The sequence below is a fragment of the Streptomyces sp. DT2A-34 genome, from assembly GCF_030499515.1.
In the GTDB taxonomy this organism is placed as follows: domain Bacteria; phylum Actinomycetota; class Actinomycetes; order Streptomycetales; family Streptomycetaceae; genus Streptomyces.
Genome location: NZ_JASTWJ010000001.1, coordinates 5,115,161 through 5,141,440 on the forward strand (window position 1 = coordinate 5,115,161; position 26,280 = coordinate 5,141,440).

At 68.9% G+C, this 26,280-nt stretch carries 22 protein-coding genes, 1 tRNA gene and 2 pseudogenes; 8 read left to right on the plus strand and 17 right to left on the minus strand.

The window, feature by feature from the left end; all coding sequences use genetic code 11:
• Positions 1-45 precede the first annotated feature (45 nt).
• From QQM39_RS22655 to QQM39_RS22665, 3 genes and pseudogenes are all read right to left on the minus strand, one after another.
• Positions 46-1,426 (minus strand): annotated as a pseudogene (locus QQM39_RS22655) (PLP-dependent aminotransferase family protein).
• A 129-nt stretch (positions 1,427-1,555) separates the two neighbouring features.
• Positions 1,556-3,049 carry an aminopeptidase P family protein gene (locus QQM39_RS22660; RefSeq protein ID WP_301999260.1) on the minus strand — a complete coding sequence of 498 codons (1,494 nt, stop codon included), beginning with the start codon at positions 3,047-3,049 and terminating at the stop codon, positions 1,556-1,558.
• Between the two features lie 128 nt (positions 3,050-3,177).
• Positions 3,178-4,689, minus strand: coding sequence for a PP2C family protein-serine/threonine phosphatase (locus tag QQM39_RS22665; protein ID WP_301999261.1), 1,512 nt, complete (start codon positions 4,687-4,689; stop codon positions 3,178-3,180).
• Positions 4,690-5,190: 501 nt separating this feature from the next.
• Between QQM39_RS22665 and QQM39_RS22670 the strand changes: the two genes are divergently transcribed.
• Both QQM39_RS22670 and QQM39_RS22675 read left to right on the plus strand, forming a co-directional pair.
• Positions 5,191-5,850 carry a bifunctional DNA primase/polymerase gene (locus tag QQM39_RS22670; protein ID WP_301999263.1) on the plus strand — a complete coding sequence of 220 codons (660 nt, stop codon included), beginning with the start codon at positions 5,191-5,193 and terminating at the stop codon, positions 5,848-5,850.
• Between the two features lie 56 nt (positions 5,851-5,906).
• Complete coding sequence (locus QQM39_RS22675; RefSeq protein ID WP_301999265.1) at positions 5,907-6,557, plus strand: hypothetical protein; 651 nt, start codon at positions 5,907-5,909, stop codon at positions 6,555-6,557.
• Between the two features lie 261 nt (positions 6,558-6,818).
• Here QQM39_RS22675 and QQM39_RS22680 read toward each other — a convergent pair whose 3' ends face one another.
• From QQM39_RS22680 to QQM39_RS22690, 3 genes are all read right to left on the minus strand, one after another.
• Entirely contained in the window at positions 6,819-7,781 is a 963-nt protein-coding gene (locus QQM39_RS22680) for a DUF5926 family protein (protein WP_301999266.1), read from the minus strand.
• A gap of 183 nt (positions 7,782-7,964) precedes the next feature.
• Positions 7,965-8,603, minus strand: a complete 639-nt coding sequence (locus QQM39_RS22685; RefSeq protein WP_301999268.1) for an ATP-binding protein — start codon at positions 8,601-8,603, stop codon at positions 7,965-7,967.
• 246 nt (positions 8,604-8,849) lie between these two features.
• Positions 8,850-9,677, minus strand: coding sequence for a glycerophosphodiester phosphodiesterase (locus QQM39_RS22690; RefSeq protein ID WP_301999269.1), 828 nt, complete (start codon positions 9,675-9,677; stop codon positions 8,850-8,852).
• A gap of 277 nt (positions 9,678-9,954) precedes the next feature.
• Here QQM39_RS22690 and QQM39_RS22695 point away from each other — a divergent pair, with 277 nt between their 5' ends.
• The 3 genes from QQM39_RS22695 (at position 9,955) to QQM39_RS22705 (ending at position 13,649) form a co-directional block, all read left to right on the plus strand.
• Complete coding sequence (locus QQM39_RS22695) at positions 9,955-11,493, plus strand: S1C family serine protease (RefSeq protein ID WP_301999270.1); 1,539 nt, start codon at positions 9,955-9,957, stop codon at positions 11,491-11,493.
• A 398-nt stretch (positions 11,494-11,891) separates the two neighbouring features.
• On the plus strand, positions 11,892-13,430 hold the full coding sequence (locus QQM39_RS22700; protein WP_301999272.1) for a serine/threonine-protein kinase: 1,539 nt from the start codon (positions 11,892-11,894) through the stop codon (positions 13,428-13,430).
• A 131-nt stretch (positions 13,431-13,561) separates the two neighbouring features.
• Positions 13,562-13,649, plus strand: a tRNA-Ser gene (locus tag QQM39_RS22705).
• 186 nt (positions 13,650-13,835) lie between these two features.
• Here QQM39_RS22705 and QQM39_RS46240 read toward each other — a convergent pair.
• The 7 genes from QQM39_RS46240 to QQM39_RS22735 all read right to left on the minus strand — a co-directional run bounded on the left by QQM39_RS46240 (position 13,836) and on the right by QQM39_RS22735 (position 19,869).
• The gene (locus QQM39_RS46240) at positions 13,836-14,462 is read right to left on the minus strand and encodes an HNH endonuclease (RefSeq protein ID WP_367669700.1); all 627 of its coding nucleotides are present in this window, start codon (positions 14,460-14,462) and stop codon (positions 13,836-13,838) included.
• 232 nt (positions 14,463-14,694) lie between these two features.
• Positions 14,695-16,110, minus strand: a complete 1,416-nt coding sequence (locus tag QQM39_RS22710) for a site-specific integrase (RefSeq protein ID WP_367668999.1) — start codon at positions 16,108-16,110, stop codon at positions 14,695-14,697.
• A complete protein-coding gene (locus QQM39_RS22715; RefSeq protein ID WP_301999273.1) occupies positions 16,104-16,310 on the minus strand; it encodes an AlpA family transcriptional regulator in 207 nt (68 codons plus the stop codon). Before QQM39_RS22715 ends, QQM39_RS22710 begins: the two co-directional genes overlap by 7 nt.
• Positions 16,307-17,764: a replication initiator gene (locus QQM39_RS22720; RefSeq protein WP_301999275.1), complete on the minus strand. Its 1,458-nt coding sequence runs from the start codon at positions 17,762-17,764 to the stop codon at positions 16,307-16,309. Before QQM39_RS22720 ends, QQM39_RS22715 begins: the two co-directional genes overlap by 4 nt.
• 148 nt (positions 17,765-17,912) lie before the next feature.
• On the minus strand, positions 17,913-18,614 hold the full coding sequence (locus QQM39_RS22725) for a DUF2637 domain-containing protein (RefSeq protein WP_302003688.1): 702 nt from the start codon (positions 18,612-18,614) through the stop codon (positions 17,913-17,915).
• A 689-nt stretch (positions 18,615-19,303) separates the two neighbouring features.
• On the minus strand, positions 19,304-19,513 hold the full coding sequence (locus QQM39_RS22730; protein ID WP_301999276.1) for a hypothetical protein: 210 nt from the start codon (positions 19,511-19,513) through the stop codon (positions 19,304-19,306).
• Positions 19,510-19,869 (minus strand): hypothetical protein, encoded by a 360-nt coding sequence (locus tag QQM39_RS22735; protein ID WP_301999277.1) that lies wholly within the window; start codon positions 19,867-19,869, stop codon positions 19,510-19,512. The genes QQM39_RS22730 and QQM39_RS22735 overlap by 4 nt, the downstream gene beginning before the upstream one ends.
• A 165-nt stretch (positions 19,870-20,034) precedes the next feature.
• On the opposite strand from QQM39_RS22735, the gene QQM39_RS22740 reads away from it, so the two are divergent.
• On the plus strand, positions 20,035-20,463 hold the full coding sequence (locus QQM39_RS22740) for a GntR family transcriptional regulator (RefSeq protein WP_301999278.1): 429 nt from the start codon (positions 20,035-20,037) through the stop codon (positions 20,461-20,463).
• 252 nt (positions 20,464-20,715) lie between these two features.
• On the opposite strand, the gene QQM39_RS22745 is transcribed toward QQM39_RS22740, so the two are convergent.
• The 3 genes from QQM39_RS22745 to QQM39_RS22755 all read right to left on the minus strand — a co-directional run bounded on the left by QQM39_RS22745 (position 20,716) and on the right by QQM39_RS22755 (position 22,351).
• A complete protein-coding gene (locus QQM39_RS22745; protein ID WP_301999280.1) occupies positions 20,716-21,390 on the minus strand; it encodes a hypothetical protein in 675 nt (224 codons plus the stop codon).
• A gap of 70 nt (positions 21,391-21,460) precedes the next feature.
• A complete protein-coding gene (locus QQM39_RS22750; protein WP_301999282.1) occupies positions 21,461-21,913 on the minus strand; it encodes a hypothetical protein in 453 nt (150 codons plus the stop codon).
• A gap of 195 nt (positions 21,914-22,108) precedes the next feature.
• Positions 22,109-22,351 (minus strand): hypothetical protein, encoded by a 243-nt coding sequence (locus QQM39_RS22755; protein ID WP_301999283.1) that lies wholly within the window; start codon positions 22,349-22,351, stop codon positions 22,109-22,111.
• A gap of 113 nt (positions 22,352-22,464) precedes the next feature.
• Here QQM39_RS22755 and QQM39_RS22760 point away from each other — a divergent pair.
• Positions 22,465-23,803: pseudogene (locus QQM39_RS22760) on the plus strand (hypothetical protein).
• Here the strand turns inward: QQM39_RS22760 and QQM39_RS22765 are convergent.
• Positions 23,781-24,314, minus strand: a complete 534-nt coding sequence (locus QQM39_RS22765; RefSeq protein WP_301999285.1) for an NUDIX hydrolase — start codon at positions 24,312-24,314, stop codon at positions 23,781-23,783. The pseudogene QQM39_RS22760 and the gene QQM39_RS22765 overlap by 23 nt on opposite strands.
• 176 nt (positions 24,315-24,490) lie before the next feature.
• Here QQM39_RS22765 and QQM39_RS46245 point away from each other — a divergent pair, with 176 nt between their 5' ends.
• Entirely contained in the window at positions 24,491-26,116 is a 1,626-nt protein-coding gene (locus tag QQM39_RS46245; RefSeq protein ID WP_367669001.1) for a helix-turn-helix domain-containing protein, read from the plus strand.
• Positions 26,117-26,280 lie beyond the last annotated feature (164 nt).

Consider the following 26,280-nt stretch of genomic DNA (forward strand, 5'->3'; position numbering starts at 1 on the left):
GGGCCCTTCATCAGGCCCAATCGCCGACCCTTTCACTGCCCCGATTCAACCGCTCTCCGGCACTTTCCCCAGTACTTTCCCCAGCACCTCCAACGCCTGCGGATACACCCGCTCCCGAGGCGTCCCGTACCCCACGACGAGCCCCTGCGGCCGCCCCTCGCCGCCGCCCGGCGTATGCCAGTGCTCCCCCAGATGCCCCACCGCGAGCCCCTCCTCCTCCGCCCGCGCCAGCACCCGCGCCTCGTCGTCGACCTCACCAGCGCGTGCAGCCCGGCCGCGATTCCCCGCACATGCCAACGCGCCCCCAGCCGATCCAGGAGCTGGTCCCGGCGCCGGTACCGCAGCCGGCAGGCACGCACATGACGGTCGTACGCGTGGCTGTCGATCAGCTCGGCGAGCGCCAACTGGCCGAGGGACTCGGTGTGATGGTCACTGTGCAGCTTGGCGTCGGCCACGGCGTCGACCAGGTGCGGCGGCAGCACCATCCAGCCGAGCCGCAGCGCGGGCCCGACAGTCTTCGAGGCCGTGCCCAGGTACACCACCTGCCCCGGCGCCATCCCCTGCAGCGCGCCGACGGGCTGACGGTCGTATCGGAACTCCCCGTCGTAGTCGTCCTCGACGATCAGCCCTCCACGCGCGCGTGCCCAGTCGCCGATCGCCCGGCGCCGCTCCGGGTGCAGGGTCACGCCGGTCGGGTACTGATGCGCGGGCGTGACGACAACGGCCGCGCAGTCCCCCAACTCCTCGGCACACACACCCCGTTCGTCCACCCGCACGGGCACGACGGCGCCCCCGCCCCGCCGCACCACCTCGCGATGGAACGGCAGCCCCGGATCCTCCATGGCGACGCCGCCGCCCTCCAGCACGCGCGTGAGGAGCGCCGGCCCCTGCACATACCCGGAGGTGATCACGATCCGCTCCGGCGGCGCGATCACCCCACGCGCCCGCCCCAGATACCCCGACAGCGCGGTCCGCAGCTCGTCCGACCGCGCGGATCGCCGTAGTCGTACGCCCGCGAGGGCGCCGTGGCGATGGCCCTGCGCAACGCCCGCAGCCAGGCGGCTGCCGGAAACGCCCCCACGTCCGGACTCCCGGGGCGCAGATCGAAACGCGGCGCACGCGCGGGGCGAGTGGGGTCCGGCGTACGCGCGCGTGCGACGGCCTCCGGCGCTTCGGAGCCGACGGGAGGCAAGGAGGCGACTCGCGTACCGGACCCCTGCCGGGCGGTGAGATACCCCTCGGCGACAAGCTGGTCGTACGCCGCCTTCACGGTGTTCCGAGAGATCCCGAGCTCACAGGCGAGCTGCCGAGTGGCAGGCAACCGCTCGCCGGGCGTGAGCCGCCCGTCCCGCACGGCATCCCGCAGCGCCCGCTCAAGCCCCGCACGACGACCGTCACCGACGGCCAGTTCCAGATGCAGGTCCACCCCAACCCCCTAGGGGCGCGGGGCTGGATCGATATGCGGCTCCGCCGCGTGGGCGCGACCAGCCCCCACACCCCGCAGACCGCATCGATGGCCGGACACCCCTTCGGTCCCCGGCCAACAATGCGACGTTCAGCCCTTCAGCGCGGCCATCCAGCTCTCAACCTCGTCCGACCGCCGAGGCAGCCCAGCCGACAGATTCCGGTTCCCGTCCTCGGTCACCAGAATGTCGTCCTCGATCCGCACCCCAATGCCCCGGTACTCCTCGGGGACCGTGAGGTCATCGGCCTGGAAGTACAGCCCGGGCTCGACGGTCAGCACCATCCCCGGCTCCAGCACACCCTCCACATACGTCTCCGTCCGCGCCGCAGAGCAGTCATGGACGTCCATGCCGAGCATGTGCCCCGTCCCGTGCAGCGTCCACCGCCGCTGCAGCCCCAGCTCCAGCACCCGCTCCACGGGCCCCTTGACGAGCCCCCACTCGACGAGCCGTTCGGTCAGCACACGCTGGGCCGCGTCATGGAAGTCCCGGTACTTCGCACCCGGCTTCACCGCCGCGATACCGGCCTCCTGCGCCTCGTACACGGCGTCGTAGATCTTCTTCTGGATCTCGCTGTACCGGCCGTTGATCGGCAGCGTCCGCGTGACGTCGGCGGTGTAGTACGTGTGCGTTTCGACGCCCGCGTCGAGCAGCAGCAGATCACCCGAACGCACGGGCCCGTCGTTGCGCACCCAGTGCAGCGTGCAGGCGTGCGGACCGGCCGCGCAGATGGAGCCGTAGCCGACGTCGTTGCCCTCCACGCGCGCGCGGAGGAAGAACGTGCCCTCGATGTAGCGCTCGGAGGTCGCCTCGGCCTTGTCGAGGACCTTCACGACGTCCTCGAAGCCGCGCACGGTCGAGTCGACGGCCTTCTGCAGCTCGCCGATCTCGAAGTCGTCCTTGACCAGCCGCGCCTCGGACAGGAAGACCCGCAGCTCCTCGTCCCGCTCGGCGGTGACCTTGTCGGTCAGCGCGGCCTCGATGCCGGCGTCGTAGCCGCGCACGACGCGCACGGGCCCCGTCGCCTCGCGGAGCTTGTCCGTCAGCTCGCGCACGTCGGCGGCCGGGATGCCGTACAGCTTCTCCGCCTCGGTGAGCGAGTGCCGGCGGCCGACCCACAGCTCGCCCTGGCCGGACAGCCAGAACTCGCCGTTCTCCCGGTCGGAGCGCGGCAGGAGGTAGATCGTCGCCTTGTGCCCGTCGGCGACGGGCTCCAGGACGAGGACGCCGTCTGCGCTTTCATCGGGCCGGCCGCCAGTGAGATACGCGTACTCGACCGACGCCCGGAAGGCGTACTCGGTGTCGTTCGAGCGGGTCTTCAGATTGCCCGCGGGAATCACCAGACGCTCACCCGGGAAGTGCGCGGACAGCGCGGCGCGCCGCGCGGCGGTCTGGGTGGCCTGGGGGATCGGCTCCAGGCCGCGCAGCTCCGTGTCGGCCCAGCCGGACTTCATGTTCTCGGCGAGCTCGTCGGACACGCCCGGGTACAGGCCGTTCTTGCGCTGCTTGATGGGCTCCTCTTCGGCAGTCTCCGGCCCCGCTGCGGTAGCAGCAAGATCAACAGAGTCCGAGAGCTCTTCTGCCACGGCGGTCATCCTCCTCGATACGGCACTGGACCCCGTCCATCGTACGGTCGTACAGAAGGGGGCCCCGGGGGGAAAGGACCATTACCGAGAGCTGCTATGCCGACGACCTCGGACCCTGTTATGGCCGGCTACTCGAACCGAGCCGCCAGCAGCACCACGTCCTCCTCGCTGTCCGCCCGGTCCAGCCCGTTCGGCAGGACCGTCCGCAGGACGTGGTCGACGACCGCGTCCGGATCGTGCCGCAGGGCCCTCGGCACCCCGGCCGCCGCCGCGTGCAGCCGGGTGAACGCCCGGTCGGTGGGGTCGCCGGTGCGGTGCAGCAGCCCGTCGGTGTAGAGCAGAACCGTCTCTCCGGCTTCCGCCGTCAGCTCCACGCTCGGCGCCTCCCAGCAGGCCAGCATGCCCAGCGGCGCGGACACGGAGGTCTCCACGAACTCCGTGCGCCGATCACCGATCAGCAGCGGCGGGGTGTGCCCGGCGCCCGCGAGCGTGATCTTGCGCAGGGCGGGCTCGCAGTAGGCGAACAGGGCGGTGGCGCAGCGGGCCGGCTCGGTGAGTCTGAGCAGCAGTTCCAGGTCGGACAGGACCGCGACCGGGTCCTCGCCCTCCATGACGGCGTACGCCCGCAGGCTGGCCCTCAGTCGTCCCATCGCGGCGATGGCGCTGGGCCCGGACCCGGTCACCGAGCCGACCGCCAGGCCGAGCGCGGCGTCCGGCAGCGGCAGCGCGTCGTACCAGTCGCCGCCGCCGCGCGGGCCGGTGCGGTGCCGCGCGGCGAGCTGCACGCCGGCCATGCGGGGCAGGCGGGAGGGGAGCAGTTCCTCGGCCATCGTCTTCATGCACGCGCGTGTGCGCTCGACTTCGAGGAGCCGGGCGAGGTGCTCGGTGGCGTAGCGGGCGTACAGACCGATGAGGTGGCGTTGGCGTTCGGCCGGTTCGGCGGGCTCGTCGTACAGCCACACGGCGGCGCCGAGACGGCCGGCGGCCTCGGTGGACAGGGGGAGCGCGTAGCTCGCGGCGTAGCCGAGGCGTGCGGCCACCTCGCGGTGGCGCGGGTCGAGTCCGTCCGCGGCGAACAGGTCGGGCTCGGCGATCTCGCCGTCACCACCCGGAAGGCCGTCGAGGATCCTGCCGAACGACAGGGAGCTGCGCGGGACGGTCTCGAGGTGGCCGAGGTCGGCGCGGGCGAGGCCCAGTCCGATCGTCTTGTCCGGGCCGAGCCCGTCGGCCGGTTCCAGCACGACGAGGCCGCGCCGGGCACCCACGAGGGCGGCTCCGGCGCGCAGCAGTTCCTGGAGGGCTTCGGCGAGTGCGTCCGTGCGGGCCAGGCGCTCGGTGAGCTCGTGGAGTGTCGTGAGGTCCGAGACCCACCCGGCGAGACGGTCCTGAAGCAGCGCCCCTGGTGCGTGAGGTGGCGGGACCGCTGAGGTTCCCGAGGCCGCGGGCGCGGGCGCGACAGTGTGTGCGGGCGAGGGAACCGTTGAATCGATTCCGGCCACTTTCGGAGGGTGAGGGGCGTTCATGGCGTCCGGCTTTCCGGCCGGTGCGTATTGCTCAAAGGCATCGCAAACCCCCATGTCATTCTGCGCCGGTAGCAGTGTCTCCACATGTACACGCACTCGTGAGGGGATGTCCAGCATTGTCCTGCCGGGATTCCTGGTGTCCGTGGGTAACCAGAGCACTCGGCGTAGACCTCTTGCATAAAGGCAAAGTTGGCCTAAAACTGCCTCAGGGAACAGGGTATTGCGGTCGACTGGTTTCGCTCCACGGAGCGTCACAGCGGTCGTGATGGGTACGTACTCGGTGAAGACCAGGGGTGGTTGACAACCACCCGGAACCTGGTGACGGACCCGGGCGTCTTAGCCACCGACGGCCGGCCCCATCCTCCCGCGGCGGAGGCGAAGAGAAATACGCGCGACGCTAAACGCCAGACTTCGCCACCCCACGCCACGCCCATGCTTTTGACAGAAGCGGTATGGACGAGGTGGCCGCGGAAGCAGTCAACGCTCGGCCCATAGGGGTTTCCCTTGCCCAAGGCAGGGGGTGTGATGCGCCAACAGGTACGCACAGTGAAGTGATCGACACATGGTGTGATGTGACCACGGTGTTGCCAGCGGTGCAACGGAAAGGAACGAGCGCTCATGCGCGAGATCCTCGGAAGGCGACGCAGGCTCCTGCGCGGCGACGGGAGGCCTGAATTGATCAGCGCGGCCCTGTCCTTCGCGACGGAATGGCGCTGGCCGGTACTCCCGGGCGTGACGACGCACCCGCAGGGGCATGCCCGCTGCGGCTGCCCCGACCCGGAGTGCACGGTGCCCGGCGCCCACCCCTTCGACCCCGGCCTCCTCGCGGCCACCACCGACGAGCGCATGGTGCGCTGGTGGTGGACCAACCGGCCCGCGGCGCCGATCATCCTCGCCACCGGCGGCACGGCACCCTGCGCGGTCAGCCTCCCCGCGCTGCCGGCCGCTCACGCCCTCACCGCACTCGACCGCATGGGCATGCGCCTCGGCCCGGTCGTCGCCTCGCCCGCCCGCTGGGCGATCCTGGTGAAGCCGTACTCCATGGAGCAGCTGGGCGAACTGCTCTACGCCAAGGACTTCGTCCCCGGTTCCCTCCGCTTCCACGGCGAGGGCGGCTACATCGCCCTTCCCCCGTCCGAGACGGGCCAGGGCCCCATCACCTGGCAGCGCGCCCCGCTGCCCGGCTCGGCCTCCCCGTGGGTGCCGGACGTGGAGGCGGTGGTGGACGCCGTGGTTGAGGCCCTCACTCGTACGGGTGTGAGCGCGCCCGAGTTGTAGGGCCGAACGGCGCGCGTGGAACGGCACATGCCCGAGCGGTCGTTACATTCCGCTGTATGCCGCGTCAAACCAGGGGAAATAGGGCACCGTCGTCGCATCGCCGCGGGCCGAATCGTAGAAGAGTCCGTCTGATCGCCTTCGCGTCCGTCGCGGCGGCCGCGGTCGCCCTGCCGCTGGCCTGGGCGGCCGCCGGCCAGGTCGTCGAGGCGAGCCGGGCCGCCGGACGCACGTCCGCTCGTGAGGCCGTACGGCCCTCCCCCCATGCTCCTGAGGACGGTGCCGTACGCCCGTCCCGCCCCACCGACGCCAAGGCGCCCGCCGCCGAGCCCGTCGACTCCTCGCTGCTGCTCGGCCTGGGCCTTGCCACCGCCGCCCGCTGCGGTCCCGAACTCACCTCCCCCGAAGGCGTCGAGGCGCAGACCTGCGTCCTCACGCAGGGCGACGAGACCTGGGCGCGCACCTACTTCCGCAACGCGACCGGCGGCGCGCTGGACTCCGTACTGAGCCTCATGGGGCCCGGTGGCCGCACGGTGCAGATGCGCTGCGGCGGGGGCGCCGAGGACGAGCCGGGGACGTGTGAGACGCCCCGGGAGCGCACTCGGGGGAACCTGGACGCCTACACGGCGGTCGCGGAGTTCGCGTCCCGGGCCGGGAGCGGGCCGCTGCTGCTGCGCTCCGCGAGCAACTCCTCGCCGGACAATTCCTAGAGGGCCGCGGGCAGTTGACAGGCGGCGTCATTCCGTAAAGGAGTGCGCACATGGAAAGACCCGGTTGCTGGCGACGGGGGATGCACCAGCAACCGGGCTACTGGAACGGTAACAAGAGATCGGCGGTTCGCAAATTCGATCCGGGCTTTCCAGTCACGGATTCCCTTGCTCCGCATGGGAGTTGTGAGGTGACTCACCCTTCCCGCGCGAGCCGGTTCGGCTGAACGGCCGTTCAGCCGAACCCGATCTCCGCAGCGCTCGTCAGCTGAGCGTGACCTGCCGGTTGGTCAGGCCGCCACGCGCGCGCCGCTCGTCCGCGGTGAGCGGCGCGTCGGTGGCCAGGGCCGCGGCGAGGCGCTCGGCGAACTCCGCCGCCGGCTTCTCCACGTCCTCCGCGCCGACGCCGCTCGGCAGGTCCCAGACCGGCACGGTGAGGCCGTGAGCGCGGAAGGAGCCCACGAGACGGGTGCCTTCGCCGAGGTTCGACTTCCCTGCCGCGTGCAGCCGCGCGAGGGCGTCCAGAAGCTGCTCCTCGGGGTGCGGCATGACCCAGCGCAGGTGGTTCTTGTCCGGCGTCTCGCACCAGTAGGCGGAGTCCACGCCGGTCAGCCGCACGGTCGGGATGGCCGCGGCGTTGGCCCGCTCCAGGGAGGCGGCCACCTCCGGGGTGGCGTTCTCCGCGTCCGGCACCCAGAACTCGAAGCCCGCGTGCACAACTGGCTCGAACGCGCCTTCGGGGTCGAGCAGATCCTGCAGCCGCGGACCGTCGGCCGGGGCACGGCGGCCCTGGACCGGGGTGCCGGGCGGTGCGATGAGGGCCTGCTGGAGCGTGTCGGCGAGGTCGCGGCTGATGTCGCCCGATGCCGTGTCGTTCTGCAGGCCGAGCAGGACCGAGCCGTCGTCGCGGCGCAGGGCCGGCCAGGCCATCGGCAGGACCGTGGCCAGGGTGACGGACGGGACGCCCTCGGGGAGGCCGCCCTTCAGGGGCAGCTCGACGGTGGCGGCCGGCACCAGTTCGCGCAGTGCCACCCAGTCGCACTCGCCCGGCAGCCCTTCGAACGGGCGGTGCACCAGCTCGGTCACCGCGTGCGCGGCGGCCCGGCCGTGGCAGGCCTTGTAGCGACGGTCGCTGCCGCAGGGGCACGGCTCGCGTGCGCCGACAACCGGGATCTCTCCATCGCTGAGCTGCGGGCGGGCCTTGGTCTGGGGTCGCTTCTTGGCCATCGTGGGTGTCTCCCGGTTACGGCTCGTCTCGTACGGCGCGAGCCTAGCCGTTCCCACCATGCGCGACGGGAGCCTGTGGACAACCCACCGGGTCGTGCCGGAAGCAGGGCCTCTGGCGGAGCAGTGCCTGTGCCGGAACCCGTGCCGTCAGACCAGGTCGTTCCGTCGGGTCAGGTCGCCCCGTCAGTCCAGGTCGTCGAAGGCGTCCGCGAAGTCGAGGCCGGATATCGCGCCCACCGTCGGCGCTGCGACGCGCGTAGCGAAGTCGTCGCGGCGGTGCCCGGCATCCGGATCATGAACGTCGTCGTGGACCACGACCCAGACCGTGACCTCACCCCGGGGGTCGTCCCGTATGCCCCAGTCGTCGGCGAGGGCGGTGATGATGTTCAGCCCGCGGCCGCCGTGCGCGGTGACCGAGGGTGTGGCCGGAGCGGGGCGGGTGGGCCCGCCGCCGTCCGTCACCTCCACGGTGAGCCTGCCGCCCGCGTCCACGCGCCAGGCGGCCCGTACGTCACCGTCCCCGGACAGTGCGTCACCGAGCGGCCGGCCGTGTTTGCAGGCGTTGCTCAAGAGTTCGGAAAGAATCAGTACGGCATCGTCGATGACCGATTCCGACACGCCACCCCTGCGCAACTGCGAGCGCATACGGTGTCTCGCCTTCCCCACGCCCGCAGGGCCATGGGGTACGGCCATGCTCGACGACGTGGGCACCTCCTGTGCCACCACCAACGCCACCCCCGAGACCTCCTTTGCCCCACGCCACGGAGTGGATGCCCCATTGGCCTGTACCGGAAACCGGCCAATCAACGTCCGGTGACGCACTCGCAACGATCGAATACGGACCGAACGCGCCGGAGCACTCCCTGTAATCGGGATGGCTGGAATTCGACGGTGTGAGCGAGAGTGGAGGATGGAGCTGAAGGGACTCCGGGGTCAAGAGGTTGTGCAGAGGTTGATGAGGTTTTAGGGGTTTCCGGGTGTGCGGTTTGCCGGGGCCACTTGCTCTGGTCCGGGCGCCGACCACGCTTTTGGTCGTGTTTGGTCGTACGTCGGCCACGCGCGCGTGTGTCAGCGGCCGAGCTGGCGCAGCACCGCGCGCGGGCGGTTGGTGATGATGGCGTCGACGCCCAGTTCGACGCAGAGGTCGACGTCCTGGGGCTCGTTCACGGTCCAGACGTGCACCTGGTGGCCGGCCCGCTTCAGGCGCTCCACATACGCCGGGTGACTGCGCACGATCCGGATCGAGGGACCGGCGATACCGACGCCGGCGGGCAACCGTCCGTCCCGGAGTCTGGGCGAGACGAACTGCATCAGATAGACGGTCGGCAGCGTCGGCGAGGCGGCACGCACGCGATGCAGCGAGCGCGCCGAGAAGCTCATGACCCGCACCGGGGACTCGTCGGCCGAGACGGGCGCGTCGAGCCCGAACCGCTTCAGCAGGACCAGCAACCGCTCCTCGACCTGCCCTGCCCACCGGGTCGGATGCTTGGTCTCGATCGCCATCTCCACGCGCCGCCCCGCGTCGGCGACGAGCTCCAGCAGTCGCTCCAGGGTGAGTACGGAGGTGTCCTCGGGGTCCTCCGGCCGGAACTCCCAGTCGGGCTCCTCGGTCCGGTTCTTCCACGAGTCGCGGTTCTTGCGGGAGCCGAAGTCCAGGGCGGCGAGCTCGGCGAGCTCCAGGGCGGAGACCGCGCCGCGGCCGTTGGACGTACGGTTGACGCGGCGGTCGTGGACACAGACGAGATGACCGTCCGCGGTGAGGCGTACGTCGCACTCGAGGGCGTCCGCACCGTCCTCGATCGCCTTCTTGTACGCGGCCAGGGTGTGCTCGGGAGCGTCTTCGGAGGCTCCGCGATGAGCGACGACTTGGATCTGCTGCTGCCGTGCGTGGGTCACCGCGTCATGGTCCCACCGCAGCCGGGTAGACGTGCGGCCGGAGCAGTCTTGAGGATGCTGGGATTGTTCCTGTTTAGTCGTAGGTGCCCTGTATAAGGAGTGGCCGTGGGCCCACAGCCACCGCTTATGGTGCTCTGACGGCTTGTGGGAAAAGCTGACGGCATACAAAAAGACATGCACAGCTGAAGCGCACCTACCGCCGACGAGTACTGGTCGGCGTGAACGGGCGTGACCGAGTGCGACCGAAAACTACAGCCGTGGATCGAGGAGAGAAGCTGTGAGCACCGAGAACGAGGGCGCCGCGGTACCCCCGGCCCCGTCCGCACCTCCCGTGCCGGTGGATGCTCCTGCTGCTTCGGCACCCCAGGAGCGCCCGGCTCCCGAGGGCGATGCCGCACCGACCACTCCGCTCCCACCGGTGCCGAACGGCGCCCCGGCGAACTCGAACGGCCTGCAGCCGTACGCCGCCGACGCTGCCGCGAACGGGTCTCAGCCGTACGCCGCCGAAGCGGCTTCGAACGGCGCCCAGCCGCCCGCCGCCCAGGGTTCGGCCCCCGACGCCTCCTGGCCGCCTCCGCCGCCGCCCACCCCGCCGTACGCCGACAGCGGTGCCGCCGGTGATGCCGGTGCCGGTTCTGGTGCCGGTGACGGTGCGGGCTCCGGCTGGGGTGCCACCTACCAGCAGCCGGCGCCGAAGTCCGGCCGCGGGCGCGGCGGACTGCTCGCCGCGGTCCTCATCGCCGCGCTGGTCGCGGGCGGCCTCGGTGGCGGCCTCGGCTACACCCTGGCGAAGAACGACGACAACAGCTCCTCGACGACCGTCTCCGCCGCCGACAGCGGTGGCGACATCAAGCGTGACCCGGGCACGGTCGCGTCCGTGACCGCCAAGGCACTGCCGAGCACCGTCACCATCGAGGCCGAGAGCAGCAGCGGCGAGGGCGGCACCGGCACCGGCTTCGTCTTCGACACCGAGGGCCACATCGTCACCAACAACCACGTGGTGGCCGACGCGGTGGACGGCGGCAAGCTCACGGCGACGTTCCCGAACGGCAAGAAGTACGACGCCGAGGTCGTCGGCCACGCGCAGGGCTACGACGTGGCGGTGATCAAGCTCAAGAACGCCCCGTCGGACCTCAAGCCGCTGACGCTGGGCAACTCCGACGACGTGGCGGTCGGCGACTCGACGATCGCGATCGGCGCCCCCTTCGGCCTCTCCAACACGGTCACGACGGGCATCATCAGCGCCAAGAACCGCCCGGTGGCCTCCAGCGACGGCACCGGCAGCAACGCCTCCTACATGAGCGCCCTGCAGACGGACGCCTCGATCAACCCCGGCAACTCCGGCGGCCCGCTGCTGGACGCGCAGGGCAACGTCATCGGCATCAACTCCGCGATCCAGTCCTCCGCCAACGGCCTGGGCGGCACCAGCCAGTCCGGCTCGATCGGCCTTGGCTTCGCCATCCCGATCAACCAGGCCAAGTACGTCGCCCAGCAGCTGATCAAGACCGGCAAGCCGGTGTACGCCAAGATCGGCGCCTCCGTCTCCCTGGAGGACACCACCGACGGCGCCAAGATCACCGAACAGGGCGCCAGCGGCTCGGACGCCGTAGAGGCGGGCGGCCCCGCCGCCAAGGCCGGCCTCAAGCCGGGCGACGTCATCACCAAGCTCGACGACAGGGTGATCGACTCCGGCCCCACCCTGATCGGCGAGATCTGGACCCACAAGCCCGGCGACAAGGTGACGATCACCTACGAACGCGGCGGCCAGTCCCACACGGTCGAACTCACCCTGGGCTCCCGCACGGGCGACAGCTGACACCACGGCCACGCGCGCGCGTACGTCCGGCTCCGACCAGAGCCGACGGCACGCGCGCGTGTTCGTTTGTTGCCCTGTTTGCCGCCCTGGTGCTGGGGAGGGGCGGGCGCCTTCGGGAGGGCGCCGATGGGCGGGAACCAGGACGCGGTGCACCGGCGTCCTCGCCGCCGGGAGGGCGCCCGCACTGTCGTTCGCCGAGGCGACGGCATGGACGGCCGGCCAGGGAGCTGCTCGGCGGCCGACAACGGGTGTGGATTGCGTTGCGCGCGCGGGGAGTTGCCGTTCGGGGGCGACGGTGTCCACACGTTCGGATGGGCTATGGTGCCTTCTCGACCTCGACTGTTCGCGAATGGGAAGCGGAGCCGCGAATGGTAAGCAGACAAGGGGGCGGTCTCGCGGTGTCCGATCTCGGGCGGCTCGTCGCCGGCAGGTACCTGCTGGTGGAGCGGGTGGGCAGCGGCGGTATGGGAACCGTCTGGCGTGCCGAGGACAAACTGCTCGGCCGCCACGTCGCCGTGAAGAAGCTGCACATCCCACCGCACCTGCAGGACGACGAGGTCCGCACGCTCTACGAGCGCACCCGCCGCGAGGCCCGCAGCGCCGCCCGGATCACCCACCCCAACGTGATCGTGGTGCACGACGTCGTCGATGACGAGGGCCTGCCGTGCATCGTCATGGAGTACATCCCCTCGGTCACGCTGAGCGACGTACTGGAGCGGCGGGGTGCGTTGCCACCCGAGGAGGCAGCCCGGATCGGCATGGCCATGGCCGCCGCATTGCGCGCCGCCCATGACGCCGGGGTCCTGCACCGGGACGTCAAACCCGCCAACGTTCTGCTCGGCGACGACGGGCGGATCGTCCTCACCGACTTCGGGATCGCCATGGAGGCGGGTACGTCCTCGCTGACCAAGCCCGGCGAGTTGATCGGCTCCATCTGCTACCTGGCCCCCGAACGGCTCAGGGGCGCGCATCCCGAGACCGGTCCCGCCAGTGATCTGTGGGCCCTGGGGGCGACGCTGTACCAGGCGGTCGAGGGGCGGGACCCGTTCCGCCGCGACACCCCGATCGAGACGGCGTACGCCATCGCCACCGATCCGTACGAGCCCTCGCGCAGGGCCGGGGAACTGACCCCGGTGATCGAGGGTCTGCTCGTCAAGGATCCCGAACAGCGCATGGACGTACACGAGGTCGAACGCCACCTGGGCGAGGTGACCGGCCGCCAGACCGCCCGCCTCGACGCACCCACGCGACCGGACCGCGCCGAGGGTCTCGCGCCTCCCGGCGGCAAGGGCAACGGCAAGGGCAACCGCCGCCGTACGGTGATGCGGTCGGTCCTGGCGGTGACACTCGCCGCCTGTCTGGCGGGCGGCGCACTGTGGTGGCTCAAGGACAGCGCCGGCGATCCGAGCACGCACGCGTCCGGCTCCGAGGCGTCCACTCCCTCCCCCACCGGCCCCCGTCCCAGTCCCAGCCCCACCGTGCCGCCGGTGCCCGCCGGTTACCACCTCGAGAAGCCGGACACCGGCATCTCCGTGCCCGTGCGGGACGGCTGGACCCGCAAGACGTTGCCCGGCGGCGAAGTGGGCTACATAGACCCGTCGGAACTGGTGGGCCTGCGCGTCAACGTCGTCGAGTTCGCGGGCACCGATCCGCTGCGGCACTGGCGTGAGACGGAAGAGGAACAGACCGCCCGCGACAATCCCGGCTATGAACGGGTGAGGATGGCCGAAACGACCTTCCGGGGACGGCCTGCCGGGTACTGGGAGTTCACCTTCGACGGCAGAGCACGGAAGTACCGCGCGGCGGAGCTGGCCTTCGCGAGCTCCGACGGCACCCAGTACGTGATCTACCTCTCCGCGCCGGACGGGCAATGGCACGAGTACCGGCCGGTCTTCGACACCGCCGTCAACGGGGTCCGCCTGAGCGACGACGGCTGACGGCGCGCCCTTGCCGGCCCGCCCAGTCCCCCCGGCACCGGAGCAACCGCACCCCACACGGACCACGACCCCCGCGACACGCTCGCGGCCGGTACGCTGTACCCGCTCCGCCCCTGGTGGGCGGTGCGCAGGTGGGTTGCCCGAGCGGCCTAAGGGAACGGTCTTGAAAACCGTAGTGACGTGAAAGCGTCACCGTGGGTTCGAATCCCACCGCCTCCGCAGGTCAGAGACGTGCTGGTCAGAACGGTGTCCCTTGATGAAGGCGCCCCTTCTGCATGGGGCCTGTCTCACCTTGATCCGGCCCTGTCGCGTTGTGGATCAGTGCGTGTGGACCAGGCGTGGACCAGATCGCTGCCCGCGCCAGGTCTTCCACCAGGCGTTTTGGACCGCTCGCTGACAGGCTGCCTATCGGTTGCGTGCGGAAGGATCTTGGTGGAGCCGTTGGGCGACTTCTTGGAGGAATGCCCCAAGTTCATGTCGGTCCCTGCCCCGAGTCTTCAGCGCATGGCAGTTGGGGCATAGGGCGATTGTGTTGCTGCCGTGATCCCGGCCGCCTTGCGCGTGCTCGACGACGTGGTCGACCTCCAGGATGGGATCGCCGTTGTCGGTGTAGCCGACGGGTTCAGGGTTCATGCATCGCGGGTTCTCGCAACGCCCCTTTGACCGCTTCAGCACAGCCCTGCGTACGAGAGGGTTGCGGACTCTGTGAACGGTGGTGCTCTCAGTGCGCCTCTGATCACGTCCCGTGTGCTCCCACTCCTCAGCCTGCGTCATCCACTTCGCATACAGCTCGTCATCGTTCAGGACGCGAAGCCGGCGTGGCTGGAACGGCAGGGCGATCATCTTGGGCGGAGCCAAGGGCTGCGGAATCGACGCTAGTTGCCGAAAGGCTGCTGCTGTTCGGGTATTGCCGTCTCGGATCACCAGACGGTGGGCCTCATCGAGCAGCAGGACAGGCATGCCCTGGTCTTCGCACAGCCAGCGGTGGTACGTCGCGAGAGTGGCACGTGTCTTACCGGCGCCCGTAGCCATTTGAATCACGGCACGACTCGGAAAGCCTGGCTGACGGGCGCTTGAGGGCAACAGCAGGTCCTCTTGGAAGTGGCGGGGAGTGCTGCCTCGGGCCCATGCGGGCAGGCCCTTTGGGGGTGGGAAATCGTCGATCACCGGATCATCACCTCGCGGTGACTGTGCCACGAGGGTCTGACATCCATGGTGCGTGCGTGGGCGCCACCCTGCCGGGGCGGGCAGAGCGGCGCCGCTGTTACTTCGGTAGAAGGGCGAGGTTACTGCTCGTCAGCAGCGTCAAGGGCGCGCTCGATCTGTTCGTTCGAACACTGCTGGTTCCGGTGAATCGCTTTGGCGTAGAAGCGGAAGAGGACAGCGATGCTGTGGCCAGCCCGCCGCGCGACCTCAGCCGGGGAGACTCCGGACTCAAGCCAGAGTGAGACGCCCGCGTGACGCAGGGAGTACGGCACGTGAGCCAGGGGGAAGCCGCTTCAGATTCGGTCAGCACTGCGAGTCGAGCCGCCTTCCAAGCCTCCCCGTACTCCTTGGACAGCAGGCCGCCGCCCTGGGCTGCGCGGAACAGCCGGCCGTCTTCAGCGGTACCGAACTCCTTGATGTGCTCGCGGACCAGGCGCACGAGGACGGGGGGAATCGGCACGGGCCGGGTCGCCTTGCGGGCCCGCTTCTTCAGGCCGCGCGTATCGAACGACTCGCCCGTGTCGGTCCACCCGGAGCCGACGCGGGGCGTGCTCGTGGACAGCAGCACTTCTCCCCAGCCCTCTTCGGGCAAGGTGAAGTCTTCTTCCCGGAGATTGGCCGCCTCCCCAGGGCGGTTGGCCGCGTAGTAGAGGCAGCCGAAGAACGCCATCAGGTGGCGTCCGCGTGCCCCCTGCTCGCCTACAGCGTCGATCAGCGCCTTCGCCAGCTTGGGGCCGGGGACGAACCGGAAGTCGATCTCGTCGTCAGTTTCGGGCGGGGTCCAGTCGACCTTGTCGAGGGGCATGGTTGCTAGCAACTCCCGTTCCACCGCGTACCGGAGGCAGTTGCTGAAGACCGTTCGCTTGCGATTCACCGTGTTCTCGGCAGCGGCCGTGCCGTCTTGCTTCAGCTTCAGAGCGTCGAGCGCTGTGCGCACCACCGAGGGCGTATTGAGCGCGGTGATGTCGACGGACTTCCGGCTGATCCAGTCCAGCGCCGACACGATGTCAGCGGGCGGCTGCTCGACGACGATACGGGGCTTCAGCGTCCCGTCGTCGCCGAGGATGAAGCGGTAGACCCACGAGTAGAGGGCGATGCGGAGGACCTTTGGAGCCGGAGCCCCACGGTTGTCCTTGACCAGCTTCGGCGTGATGGTGGCCAGCGTGTCGGCGATGCTCGCGCGGTGCTTGGCTGAAGCGCCGGGCCACTTCATCTCCGCGTACGCGCGAGTATGGGCGTACCAGGTGGTGGAGTTGAGCGCCTGTGCCTCCGAGGCGGGCAGGCCGGTTTCCGTGTCGAACTGCTCGCGGTTGCGCAGCGCGGTCAGCAGCTCCGAGCGTCGACCGTCAGCCTGAGCCTTGATCTTGTAGCTCTTGGAGAAGGGCCGGGGACCGACGCGCCACCGGAGCTGATAGGCAGCCGCGCGGTTGGGCCGCTTGCGGATGCCCCAGATCTGAACGTCGTAGGTCAGCACGCTTCCTGCACCTCGCAGGCGTCGAACCAGGCGTCGAGGTCGGCCCGGCGTATGCGGATCTGCCCGTTGGGAAGCTTTAGGTGCCTGGGCGCCTGGCCCCGAGCGCGCATGCGGTAGAAGGCTGCGCGGGACACCCCGATCTCAGCCAGCGCATCGACCAGCTTCAGCGTCTGCCTGTCGGCCTTGGTCGGAGTGGTCACAGCCAGGGTTCTCCTTCGGACTTGATGCGTTCGACGTGGGCGATGTCGTGGCGGACCTGAGCGGCAAGGAGTTCTTCTCCGGGGCGGTAGCCGCTGCTGAGGTAGGTCCAGGAGGAGGTGGTGACGAGCGTGGTCTCGTGGGTGGTGGGGTGGCCGGCGCGAGCGCGGGCGGCGTCGGCCTGGACGAGGCGCCAGGCGCGGCGTACGTCGCGGAGGGCGCCGAGGGTGGTGGAGTAAGCGCGGGATTTGCTGGAGAAGTGGCCGCGGAAGCCGAGCATGTGGGCCCACTTCCAGAGCTTGAGTTCGGCGAACTCTGGCAGGTGGCCGAGGGCCCAGGCGGTGCGGATCATCTGCCGTACGTGCTGCTGGACGGGCAGGGCCTTGATGGGTTGGGCCTGTCCGGTGCCGTCGCAGTCGGGGCACCGGTCGTGGAAGCGGTCGGGGCCGCGTACGTAGCCACGTCCGGCGCAAGGGCGGCACATGAGCGTGCGGTCCACGGTGCCCGCGCCTTCAGCGTTCTTGGTGGCGTACTTGGCGACGTATCCGGCGACCTTGGCATCGGTGAGTTCGCCGTTGCCCAGGGCCGAGATGGGGTCGACCTTGAACCGCTTGCCCCAACTGATGACGCGCTCGCCGATGGAGTCGGACTCGATGGTGAGCTGTGCGCGGTCGACGGCCAGGCCCACGGCGGCGCGGAGGGCGTTGAAGGTGGCCCAGGGCGGGGGCGGGGTGGTGTGGCCGTCGGGTCCGTCGAAGCGGATCACGGCGTGGAAGTGGACCAGACCGCGCTTCTGGTACTCGGCGACCTTGGCGAAGGAGACGCGGAGAGCAGCGTTCAGCGCCTTCTGGGTCATACCGAAGTGCTTGGCCAGGGCGCGGCGCAGGTAGGTGGTGAAGCGTGCCCACAGCTGTCCTGCGTGTGCGTTCCAGAGCACGGCGCCCGTGTAGTCGTACGTGGCCGGGTCCAGCGGGGTGCTCAGAACCGGGTCGTTGTCGGCGTGCTGGGCGCCGCAGCGGCAGCGGCGGGGCTGGCCTGCACTGTCGGTGCTGCGGTGGACGGGGCCGAAGGAGGGGGCGGTGAGGGTGACGAAGGCGCGGGGGTGGTCGCGGACGGTTTCGGCGACGTTCTTGCCGCCGGACAGTCCGGCCTTGATCAGGTGGTAGGTGTCGGCGGCGTAGACGCGGGAGCAGGCGGGGCAGCGGGAGGCGCGGCGGTTGCCGCAGGTGGTCAGGAGCCGTCCGGTGGGTTCGTCTTCGGAGTGGTAGGAGCGGACCACTTCCTTGGTGGCCGGGTCGGTGGTGATGGTGAAGCCGTGGAGGTTGATGGGGCTGGTGCAGCCGCGCAGGTCGCGGACTTGCTGCTGTACGCGGTCGAAGTCGTGGGTGTTGGCCAGTTCGATCAGGTCCCGCAGGCCGGGGCTGATGACGTGCCGCAGGTCGAGGGGGCGGCGCATTGGTGGCGGAGTCTCCTTTCCGGCGCGAGGGTGGGACCTGCGGGCAGCAGCAAACAGTGCGCTCGGGCTGCTGCCCGCAGGCATGACGGGTCGGCCCACGTATGGGCGAGGGTGGGAGGTGCCGGGGAGGCCGGCGGAGGGCGCGGCCCTACAGAGCGGCGTGGAGGGCGGTGGCCATGGAGAGGCCGATGCCGAGTCGCCTCTTGAGCTGGGCCGCTGTGATGGGTTCGCCGTGCTCGGCGTGGTGGGACGCGGCGATGGAGCGTGCTTCCGTCAGCAGCGGCTCAGGGACCTTGATCCCAGGCGCAGTCACGGCAGCCACAGGTGCGGCGGGGGCCGGGGTGGTGATCGGAGCGGCTGGAGCCGGGTCGGTCGTCACGGACGGGGCAGGCGTCGGCGCGGGTTCCGTCTCGACGGATGAGGCGGCGGGCTCTTCGGCCGGATCCGTGTCGACAGCGGGGGCCGGGTCGGTGGCATCGCTTGCGACCGCGTGGAAGGAGCGTAGGAGCTGCGGGCCGACCGCTCCCCAGCCGAGCAGCAGCAGCGGGGCCACGGCGTCGACAGCGGCGCGGCCGTAGTGCCCGGCGACGATGGGTTCGGCGACGTTGAGGGCCAGGGTCAGCAGCCCCGAGAAGTGCATCAGCCGAGTGGCCGCCTTCATCTGCTCAGGCGGGACGCCCCGCAGGGAGAGGTAGCGCAGGGCGACCAGGAGCCCGACCACGGACAGGTCAACCATGGGGGCGATCAGGGGTGCGATAGGGGCGGGGACGCCCAGGCGCAGGGCCAGGGCCCAGACATTGCCGAAGGAGAAGACGAACGCCAGAGCGGCGATGATGTACGCGGCGGACACCTTGCCGTCCGCGCAGGCGAACTGAACCCACGGCGCGGGCGCCCAATCCGACAGAAGTCGGTTGATCAGTTGGGTCTTGCCCTTGCCAGGAAGGCCGGCCACACCCATTCCGGGCACATGCCTGAGGTCGACGGACACCGGCTGTGCGTACTCGTCCACGCCAAGGTCCAACTGGGCCACCTTCTCCGGCACCTTGCCCGTGGGACGGTGTTCGGTGGGGAACTTCAGCGGATCGAGCCGCACACCCCGGATGACAACCGATCCCGGCTCATCCTGGGTGACCGCCACGCGCGTGCATCGCCAGGCGTCCGCCAAATGTGGGGCCGCCTTCTGGTACTGCTCCAGGCCGACCCCGGGCAGGCAGGCCGCCCGTGCGATCACCCCGTACGCGTCATGCGTGACCTTCAGCGTGGGGACCAGGATGCGGGGCTTGATGGGCTTGCCGTCCGCGTTCGCCAGCGAGCCCAGCGCGGTCGGCATCTTGTCCGTGGCGCACAGCTTCAGCATCTGCGCGAGCCGCTTCCAGGTCCGCCGTACCCGCACGGCCTGGCGGATGGACTGCCGGGTCATGGCATCGGCCCGCAGGTAGCGGACCACCCACCACACCGACCAGCCGACCAGCACGGCCAGCACCACGCCGACGACCAGGGCGCCGTAGCCGAAGGCCCCTCCCGTCGGGTCGTTGTCCTTCATGTGCTGCTCTCCTGAGAGTTGTAGAGGAAGGGCACGAGGGCCGTTTCGAGAGCCGCCCGATCCGGGGCGGCGAGGCGGGGGAAGCCGTAGCCGACGAGCACGGCCGCCACCGAGTTGATGAGGAAGTCACTGAGCCGGGCATCCGGCCCGGCGTGAGGCAGTGGGTAGCTGCACTCGACGCCGGACCGGAAAGCAGTGCTGCTCACGCTGCCTCAGCGGCCGAGGAGGACCCGCCGACCAGGTCCAGGCGGTCCGCGCGGTAGGCGATGCCGTCCGAGAGCGATCCGTTGAAGATCCGGGCCCACGGAGTGGCGAACAGCTCCACCGGCATGACCGGCACACCGGGCTTGAGGCCGTTGGGGAGACCGGTCTCCGGGACGGTGATCTTCAGGGCTTCGGCGCGGTCGTCCTCCATGAAGAAGAGGGTGACCGTGAACAGCTTCGCGCCGGTTTCGCGGTCCACGGCGAACTGGGTCTTCTCGGCGTCCGCGTACTTCGGCACGGGCAGGTTGCCGACCATGAACGACGCGGACGGGAGCAGGCCAACGCGGATACGAGCCATGGGTGCACTTCCTTTCGAGCTGGGCCGGTAGGTCCGGCCGCGTCACTACATAACCACGACACCCGCTACAGGCGCAACATCCGCACAGCGACTGACGCGCTACACACGTGCCGCAAGGGTGACGCAGGTGTATCGCGTGTGGGGTAAGCGCCGTATCCTGCGGGCATGACACTGCCGCTTGAAGACGACTCCCGGCCGCCTTACGTCCAGGCGGCCGAGGTCCTGCGCAGGGAGATCAGCAGTGGGCGACTGAAGCCCGGCGACAAGCTGCCCTCGTCTCGAGCCCTCCAGGACCGTTACGGCATCGCCAGCAGCACCGTGCAGAACGCGCTACGGCTACTCAAGAGCGAAGGGCTGGTCTACAGCGTTCAGGGCCGGGGCAGCTTCGTCCGCAACAGCGTCGCCACCGCGTCGGCCGACGCAGCCCCCGGCGAGCAGGACCAGGAGGAGCAGGCTGAGACAGCCGGCGACGCTCCCGGCCTCAGCGCGGAATCCCTCGCCGAGGACATGAAGGCCATGAAGGCCGACATCAAGCGGCTTGAGGAGACGGTGACTCGGCTTCTGGAGATCGTGGAGGCTCAGCAGCGGAAATAGCGGTCGCCAACCGCTGCACCATTGCATCCAACCGGGCAACCGCCGCGCACACGTCGGTCAACTCCGCATCCAGCACGGCTATTTCATGCTCGGTCATTTCCCGCTCCCCGCCTTGCTTCCGTGCCTATTCCGTGTCATCGCGCCATCCAGAGTCAGCCGAATCCGGGCTTGCCCGCGCAGGCCAACTAGCAGCCATCGCGCCTGGTGAGTCAGGTCTACCGCTCCGACCGGACACGTTCGAAGGCTCCGGCCTCACGCTCCCGTCCAGCGGGCAAGAACCTTTCTGCGCGGCCCGCATGGCGGGAGGCATGACCAACTGGCGCCCCACTCGGCGGACAGGGCGAACCGGGAGATCCAGGCCCACGGCGAGGCGAAGAAGTCGGATTGCATCCAGTGCGCTTCGCTTGAATCCGAACGGACGCCCCACCGCCCCCGCACTTCGCGGCCAACATCACACATCTCCCTTCGTTCTCCGAGGAACATGAAGTGGGCGGGCTGCACATCACCGTGCGCCCAGCCCTTGGCGTGGAGTTCGGCCAGTGCCTCGACGCAACCCAACGCCACGCTGGTGTGCGGTGTGATGGACGACCCCGGCCTACGGCACGGCTCCCACAGCTGGTACAGGTTCGGTCCTTCGTGCCACGGCTGGAAGTTCCACGTTCCGCGCTCCCATTCGCCGTATGCGAGGTCGACCAGGCCGAGGCGAAGCAGCACGGCCCCTTCGCGTGCGGGCGCGAGGGCAGTCCAGGGTTGGGCGGACCAGTCGGCCGTGGCCTCGATCGGATAGCCGACCTTCCCGGCGTAGTGACCCCGATGGCTCTCCACCTCCCAGACCATGGAGCCTCGGCGGTTGAGGACCAAACGTTGGGCTGTGGGCATGAGCGCATCGAGCACCACGATCGGCAGTTCAGGGGGTGACCCGGACAACGTCTGTTCTCCTTCCGGGCGAACGCGGCCGACCACGAGTCGAGGCCGGCCGCGCCGCTGTTGTCCTGTGCTAGTCCTGGAAGTCCTGACCGTACGGTCGGCCGCAGTCCGAGTCGCACTGCGCGAGGTTCGTGCCGTCCATGGTCCACAGGTCGTCGAAGACCATGAACCCGGCCGCCTTCATGGCGCGTGCCGACGTGATCACCTTCTCCGGGTCGCGGGGCCCGCCGCCCGGCTTCGGGTTGTGGTGCAGGAAGCGGCCCGCGTACCGCTCGCACAGCTTCGCGTATTCCTTCGTGTGCAGGATGAGCGCGTGCAGGCCGAGGTCCACGTCGTCCGACGGGACCATGGGGACGGTGGCCGTGGCAGCGGTGACCAGGAAGGCGACCGCCTGATCCGCGATCCGCTCGGCACGCTCGCGCGACTGCCCGTTGTGAACGACCACGAAGTGGGCGAGGCTCTCGAACAACTCCTCACCAGCCACCGCGCGACCGGTCTTCAGATCCTTCGCCGTTGCCGTCATGCGAATACTCCTTGTCTGTGGCGCTGCGTGGGTTGGATGGCCGCCCCGAACGGGGCAGAGGGAACCGGGGAGTTGGCACCCGTCCGGGGCGACCCGTCTACTGGCCCATGGCGAGAGCCATGCCGATCACCAGGCCGCACGAGGCGCTGATCACGATGACGAACAGGACTCCTGCGTACCGGCCGATTGTGCGCATCACAGTCCATTCCGACTGTTGCGGTTCCCGATGGCCAGGCGTGCGCTGAGTTCCTCCCGCGCAGTCGGCGTCACCACGTTGTCCGGCATGGCATCCCATTCCGTGCCGCCGCCGATCGGCCTTATCTGCACCCGACCGCCGACCTCACCCATGACGACGCCGATCCGGTCTCGGGCACTGTCCTTCGCCAGTGCACCGATGCCTGGTCTGGTCTGCTGGTTGCTCGCCATGGAAAGGAGCATCGCGATCCCAGGGCCCTTGCCAAAAGGTCAGGCTGATTACCCAACTTGGGTAACATCGCGGCAAGTAGAGAACCAGCGACGTTGCGTAGCCCTCGCAGTGTGGGAGCTTGCCGATGCCCGACGCAGACCGGCCGCAGGAACTGCCAGCCAGGCTGCTCACCGATCCCGAGATGATCGACGCGTGTCGAGTGCGGGACTTCGCCCGAGTCTTCCGGCTGGTGAAGATCAAGGCGGGCATCTACCCATCCATGATCGCCAGACGCTGTGAGCTGACTCCCAGCCGAGTCGGCGAAGTCATCGCCGGGCAGCGTCAGTTGCAACACATGGACGTCATCGAGCGCATCGCAGATGGTTTGCGCATCCCAGGACACATGCTGGGCTTGCCCGTCGAGTGTGGGAGACACCTCAAGCCCTCGTGGTCACCGAGCGAGAGGCGCCGCAGGAGCCGGAGCCTGAGTCGCAGACTCCCGCGGCCCTACCTGGCCCCGATGTGGACAGCATCCTGGCGCTGGCCACACGAACGAGCCTGAACGCAGCCACGCTTGAAGCCTTCCGCTCCTCTATTGAGGACTACTGGCGACGAGACGACCAGCACGGAGGGGAGGCACTACGGCCGGCCATCGTCGGACAACTGCGCCACCTCGTCGGTCTCTTAAAGGAAAACCGGCCGCCGTCCATCCAGAAGAGCCTGTACGGAATCGCCGCCGAGCTGGCACGACTCACCGGCTGGACCTACTTCGACGCCCGCCAGTACAACCAAGCCCGTGCGTACTTCACCGAGGCCCTGCAACTGGCCAAGGAGATCGACGACCGCCAATTCATGGCCAACGTCCTTGCCTGCATGAGCTTGCAGGGCACGTACCAGGACAAGCCCGCTGACTCGCTGGCCTTCGTGACGGCCGCCCAGGACCAGGCCCGCTCGGCCGTCGACACCACACCGCGGGTCCTGTCGATGCTGTCGATGCGCGAAGCCTTCGCTCACGCCACCCTTGGCAACCGGGACTCCACACACCAGGCAATCGGGGAGGCGCACTGCCATTTCGAGCGGATTCGGGCGAGCGACCCGGACCCGTCCTGGGTGGCGTACTTCGACGAGACGAAGCTGATCGTGGACACGGGCATCGCCCACGGCCGACTGGGCGAAGCAGCCACCGCCGAACCCCTGATCGCGGAAGCGTTACGACGAGAGGCCCACACCAACCAGCGCGGCCGGGCATTCCACTCGTTCTGGCTTGCCCGTACGCAGCTGGATCAAGGCAAGCTCGACCAGGCGTGCAACACCGCCACCCAAGCTCTGGAGCCAGCATCGGCAGTAGCCTCCGAGCGAGTCTCAGGCCATCTCCGGGAGTTCTACGACCAGTTGGCTCCACATCGGCAGGAGCCCGTAGCCCTGGCCTCGAGGCACGACTACGGGCACTCCTCCCGCCAGTCAGCGGATCGCTTCATCCATGAGCAGGTACAGCAGACCGACCAGCGAACCACTGCTCACGACCTCCTGGCGGTCGATCATGCCCCGCACCTCTGAGAGAGGAACCCACTCGATGCGGTCCGACTCGTTCTTCTCCGTGGGCGGACCGGCGTAGGTCGCGCCGTCCATCCGGAAAACGTGGTGCTGGGAGTCGGTGATCCCGTTGGCCGGCTCGGCGTAGATCAGGGGCTTGATGGGGCCCGGGCGCCAGCCCGTCTCCTCCAGCACTTCACGTGCCGCTGCCTCCTCCGGGGTCTCGCCCTCCTCGACGAGGCCCATGGGCAACTCCCAGGCCCACGAGTCCGTGATGAAGCGGTGCCGCCACATCAGCAGGACCTCTTTTCGGTCATTGACCACCGCAGCCACGGCCAGGTGCCGGAGACGAACAACGTGGTACTCCCACCTGCGTCCATCCGGCTGCTGGACGTCGACCAAGCACAGATTCACCCACTTGTTGGTGTAGATCTGCCGCTCGCCATGGGTCTTCCATTGCATGAACGCCGCCCCTCTCACGCGATGCGTCCAGCATCTCAGACCAGGCCGGAGCTCAGCACGCTATTCGCGTCAAGATGACAGTATCTCGATCGCTGGCGCCTACTTGTCATTGAGTGTGTTGACATAAGCGTCTGCCGTGAAGGCGCCGCAGGCGCCGATAAGGGGAGTGGAGTGACGTGGGGCGCCGGGAGAAGGCTCTTGATCATGTCGACGGACCAGTTCAGCGGTTGGCCTATGAGCTGCGCCAGCTCAGAGCCGAGGCCGGAAGTCCCACGTATCGAGAGCTAGCCCATCGTGCTGGCTACTCTGCGCCCACATTGTCCGAGGCAGCAGCAGGACGCAAACTCCCCACCCTGCCCGTTACGCTCGCGTACGTCCATGCGTGTGGCGGAGACGAGGGCGAGTGGGCCCGGCGCTGGCAGGCAGCAGCAGACGCCCACGCAGGGCAGAGTGCAGATGACGATGACGGCGAAGCGCCGTACCGAGGACTCACCCGCTATGGCGCGGATGATCGACACCTCTTCTTCGGACGCACGCCCGAAGTCGAGCGGTTGGCCCATCTGATCGCCCAGCACCGGGTCGTTGCCCTGGTGGGTGCCTCTGGCAGTGGTAAGTCTTCGCTGCTGCGAGCGGGTCTTGTATCTCAACTCCAGCGTGCTGCAGATGGCTTACAGCCGGGGGCCATTCGAATCTGTACCCCTGGGCCAGACCCGGTGCACGCGCTTCGCTCTCTCCTAGCTCTACCTGACCAGGAAGGGCGCGACACTGTCCTGTTGGTGGACCAGTTTGAGGAAATTTTCACCCTTTGCCATAGCCCCCAGGAGCGTGTCGAGTTCATCGACCTGCTGCTGACTGCACAGAAGACGCGTAACCAACTGCGCGTCCTCATCGCGGTACGGGCCGACTTCTATGGGCACTGCGCAGACCACCAGGGCCTGGCTGATGCGGTGAACAGGGCTCATTTGCTCATCTCGTCGATGCCACCGGAACGATTGCGTGAGGCGATTGTCCGGCCGGCGCAACAGGCTGGACTCCTCGTGGAACGCATGGTGACTGATCAGCTCCTTGAGGAGGTCACGGACGAACCAGGTGGGCTGCCGCTGATGTCGCATACGTTGCTTGAGCTGTGGCGGCGTCGTACGGGAAGGCGCCTGACCCTGGCTGCCTACCAGGCGATCGGCGGCATTCGAGGGGCTGTCGCGCACACAGCCGAGGGGGTGTTCACTGGCCTCGGGCCGGAACAGGCGAGCGCTGCTCGCGCCATGCTTCTCAGATTGGTGTCTCCGGGAGAAGGGGCCCCGGACACGCGGCGCCCAGTTTCTCGGACGGAGCTCCAGACCAACGAAGTCCATGCGGAGGTCTTGGAACAGCTCATCGCAGCAAGGTTGTTGACGGTCGATGATGACAGCGTGGAGCTCGCCCACGAAGCACTGATCACGGCATGGCCGCGGCTGAAACGCTGGGTGGACGAGGAGCGTGAGCGGCTGCACCTCCATCGGCGACTGACCGAGGCGGCTCAGACCTGGAAAGTGCTCGGGGAGGACCCCGGCGCCCTGTACCGAGGCATACTCCTGAGTGCGGCACGTACAGAGTTCGCGACGCCAGAGAATCGTCCTGCCGAGATCCTTAATGATCTCGAAGCCGACTTCCTCATGGCCAGCATCACCGAGCATGACCGTGCCGCGGCGGAAATCGCGCGGACTGCTCGCCGCATGCAGGCTCTGACGATCCTGCTTGTAGTTCTCGTCGCGAGCGGGCTGAGTATCTGGATCATGTGGTACTTCAACCGAGAGCACCCGTGACAGCTGTTCGCTGTCCGTCAGTCCCCGCCTGACCACGACCTTGGGATCGCCACCTATGTCGCCGTCAGCTCGCTCGCCCCATGCTGCTCAAGCGCCTCATCTGGCCAACGATGATCCGGAACGCAGTAATCCGGAATGTGTAATTCCGTCATATATGCGCTGAT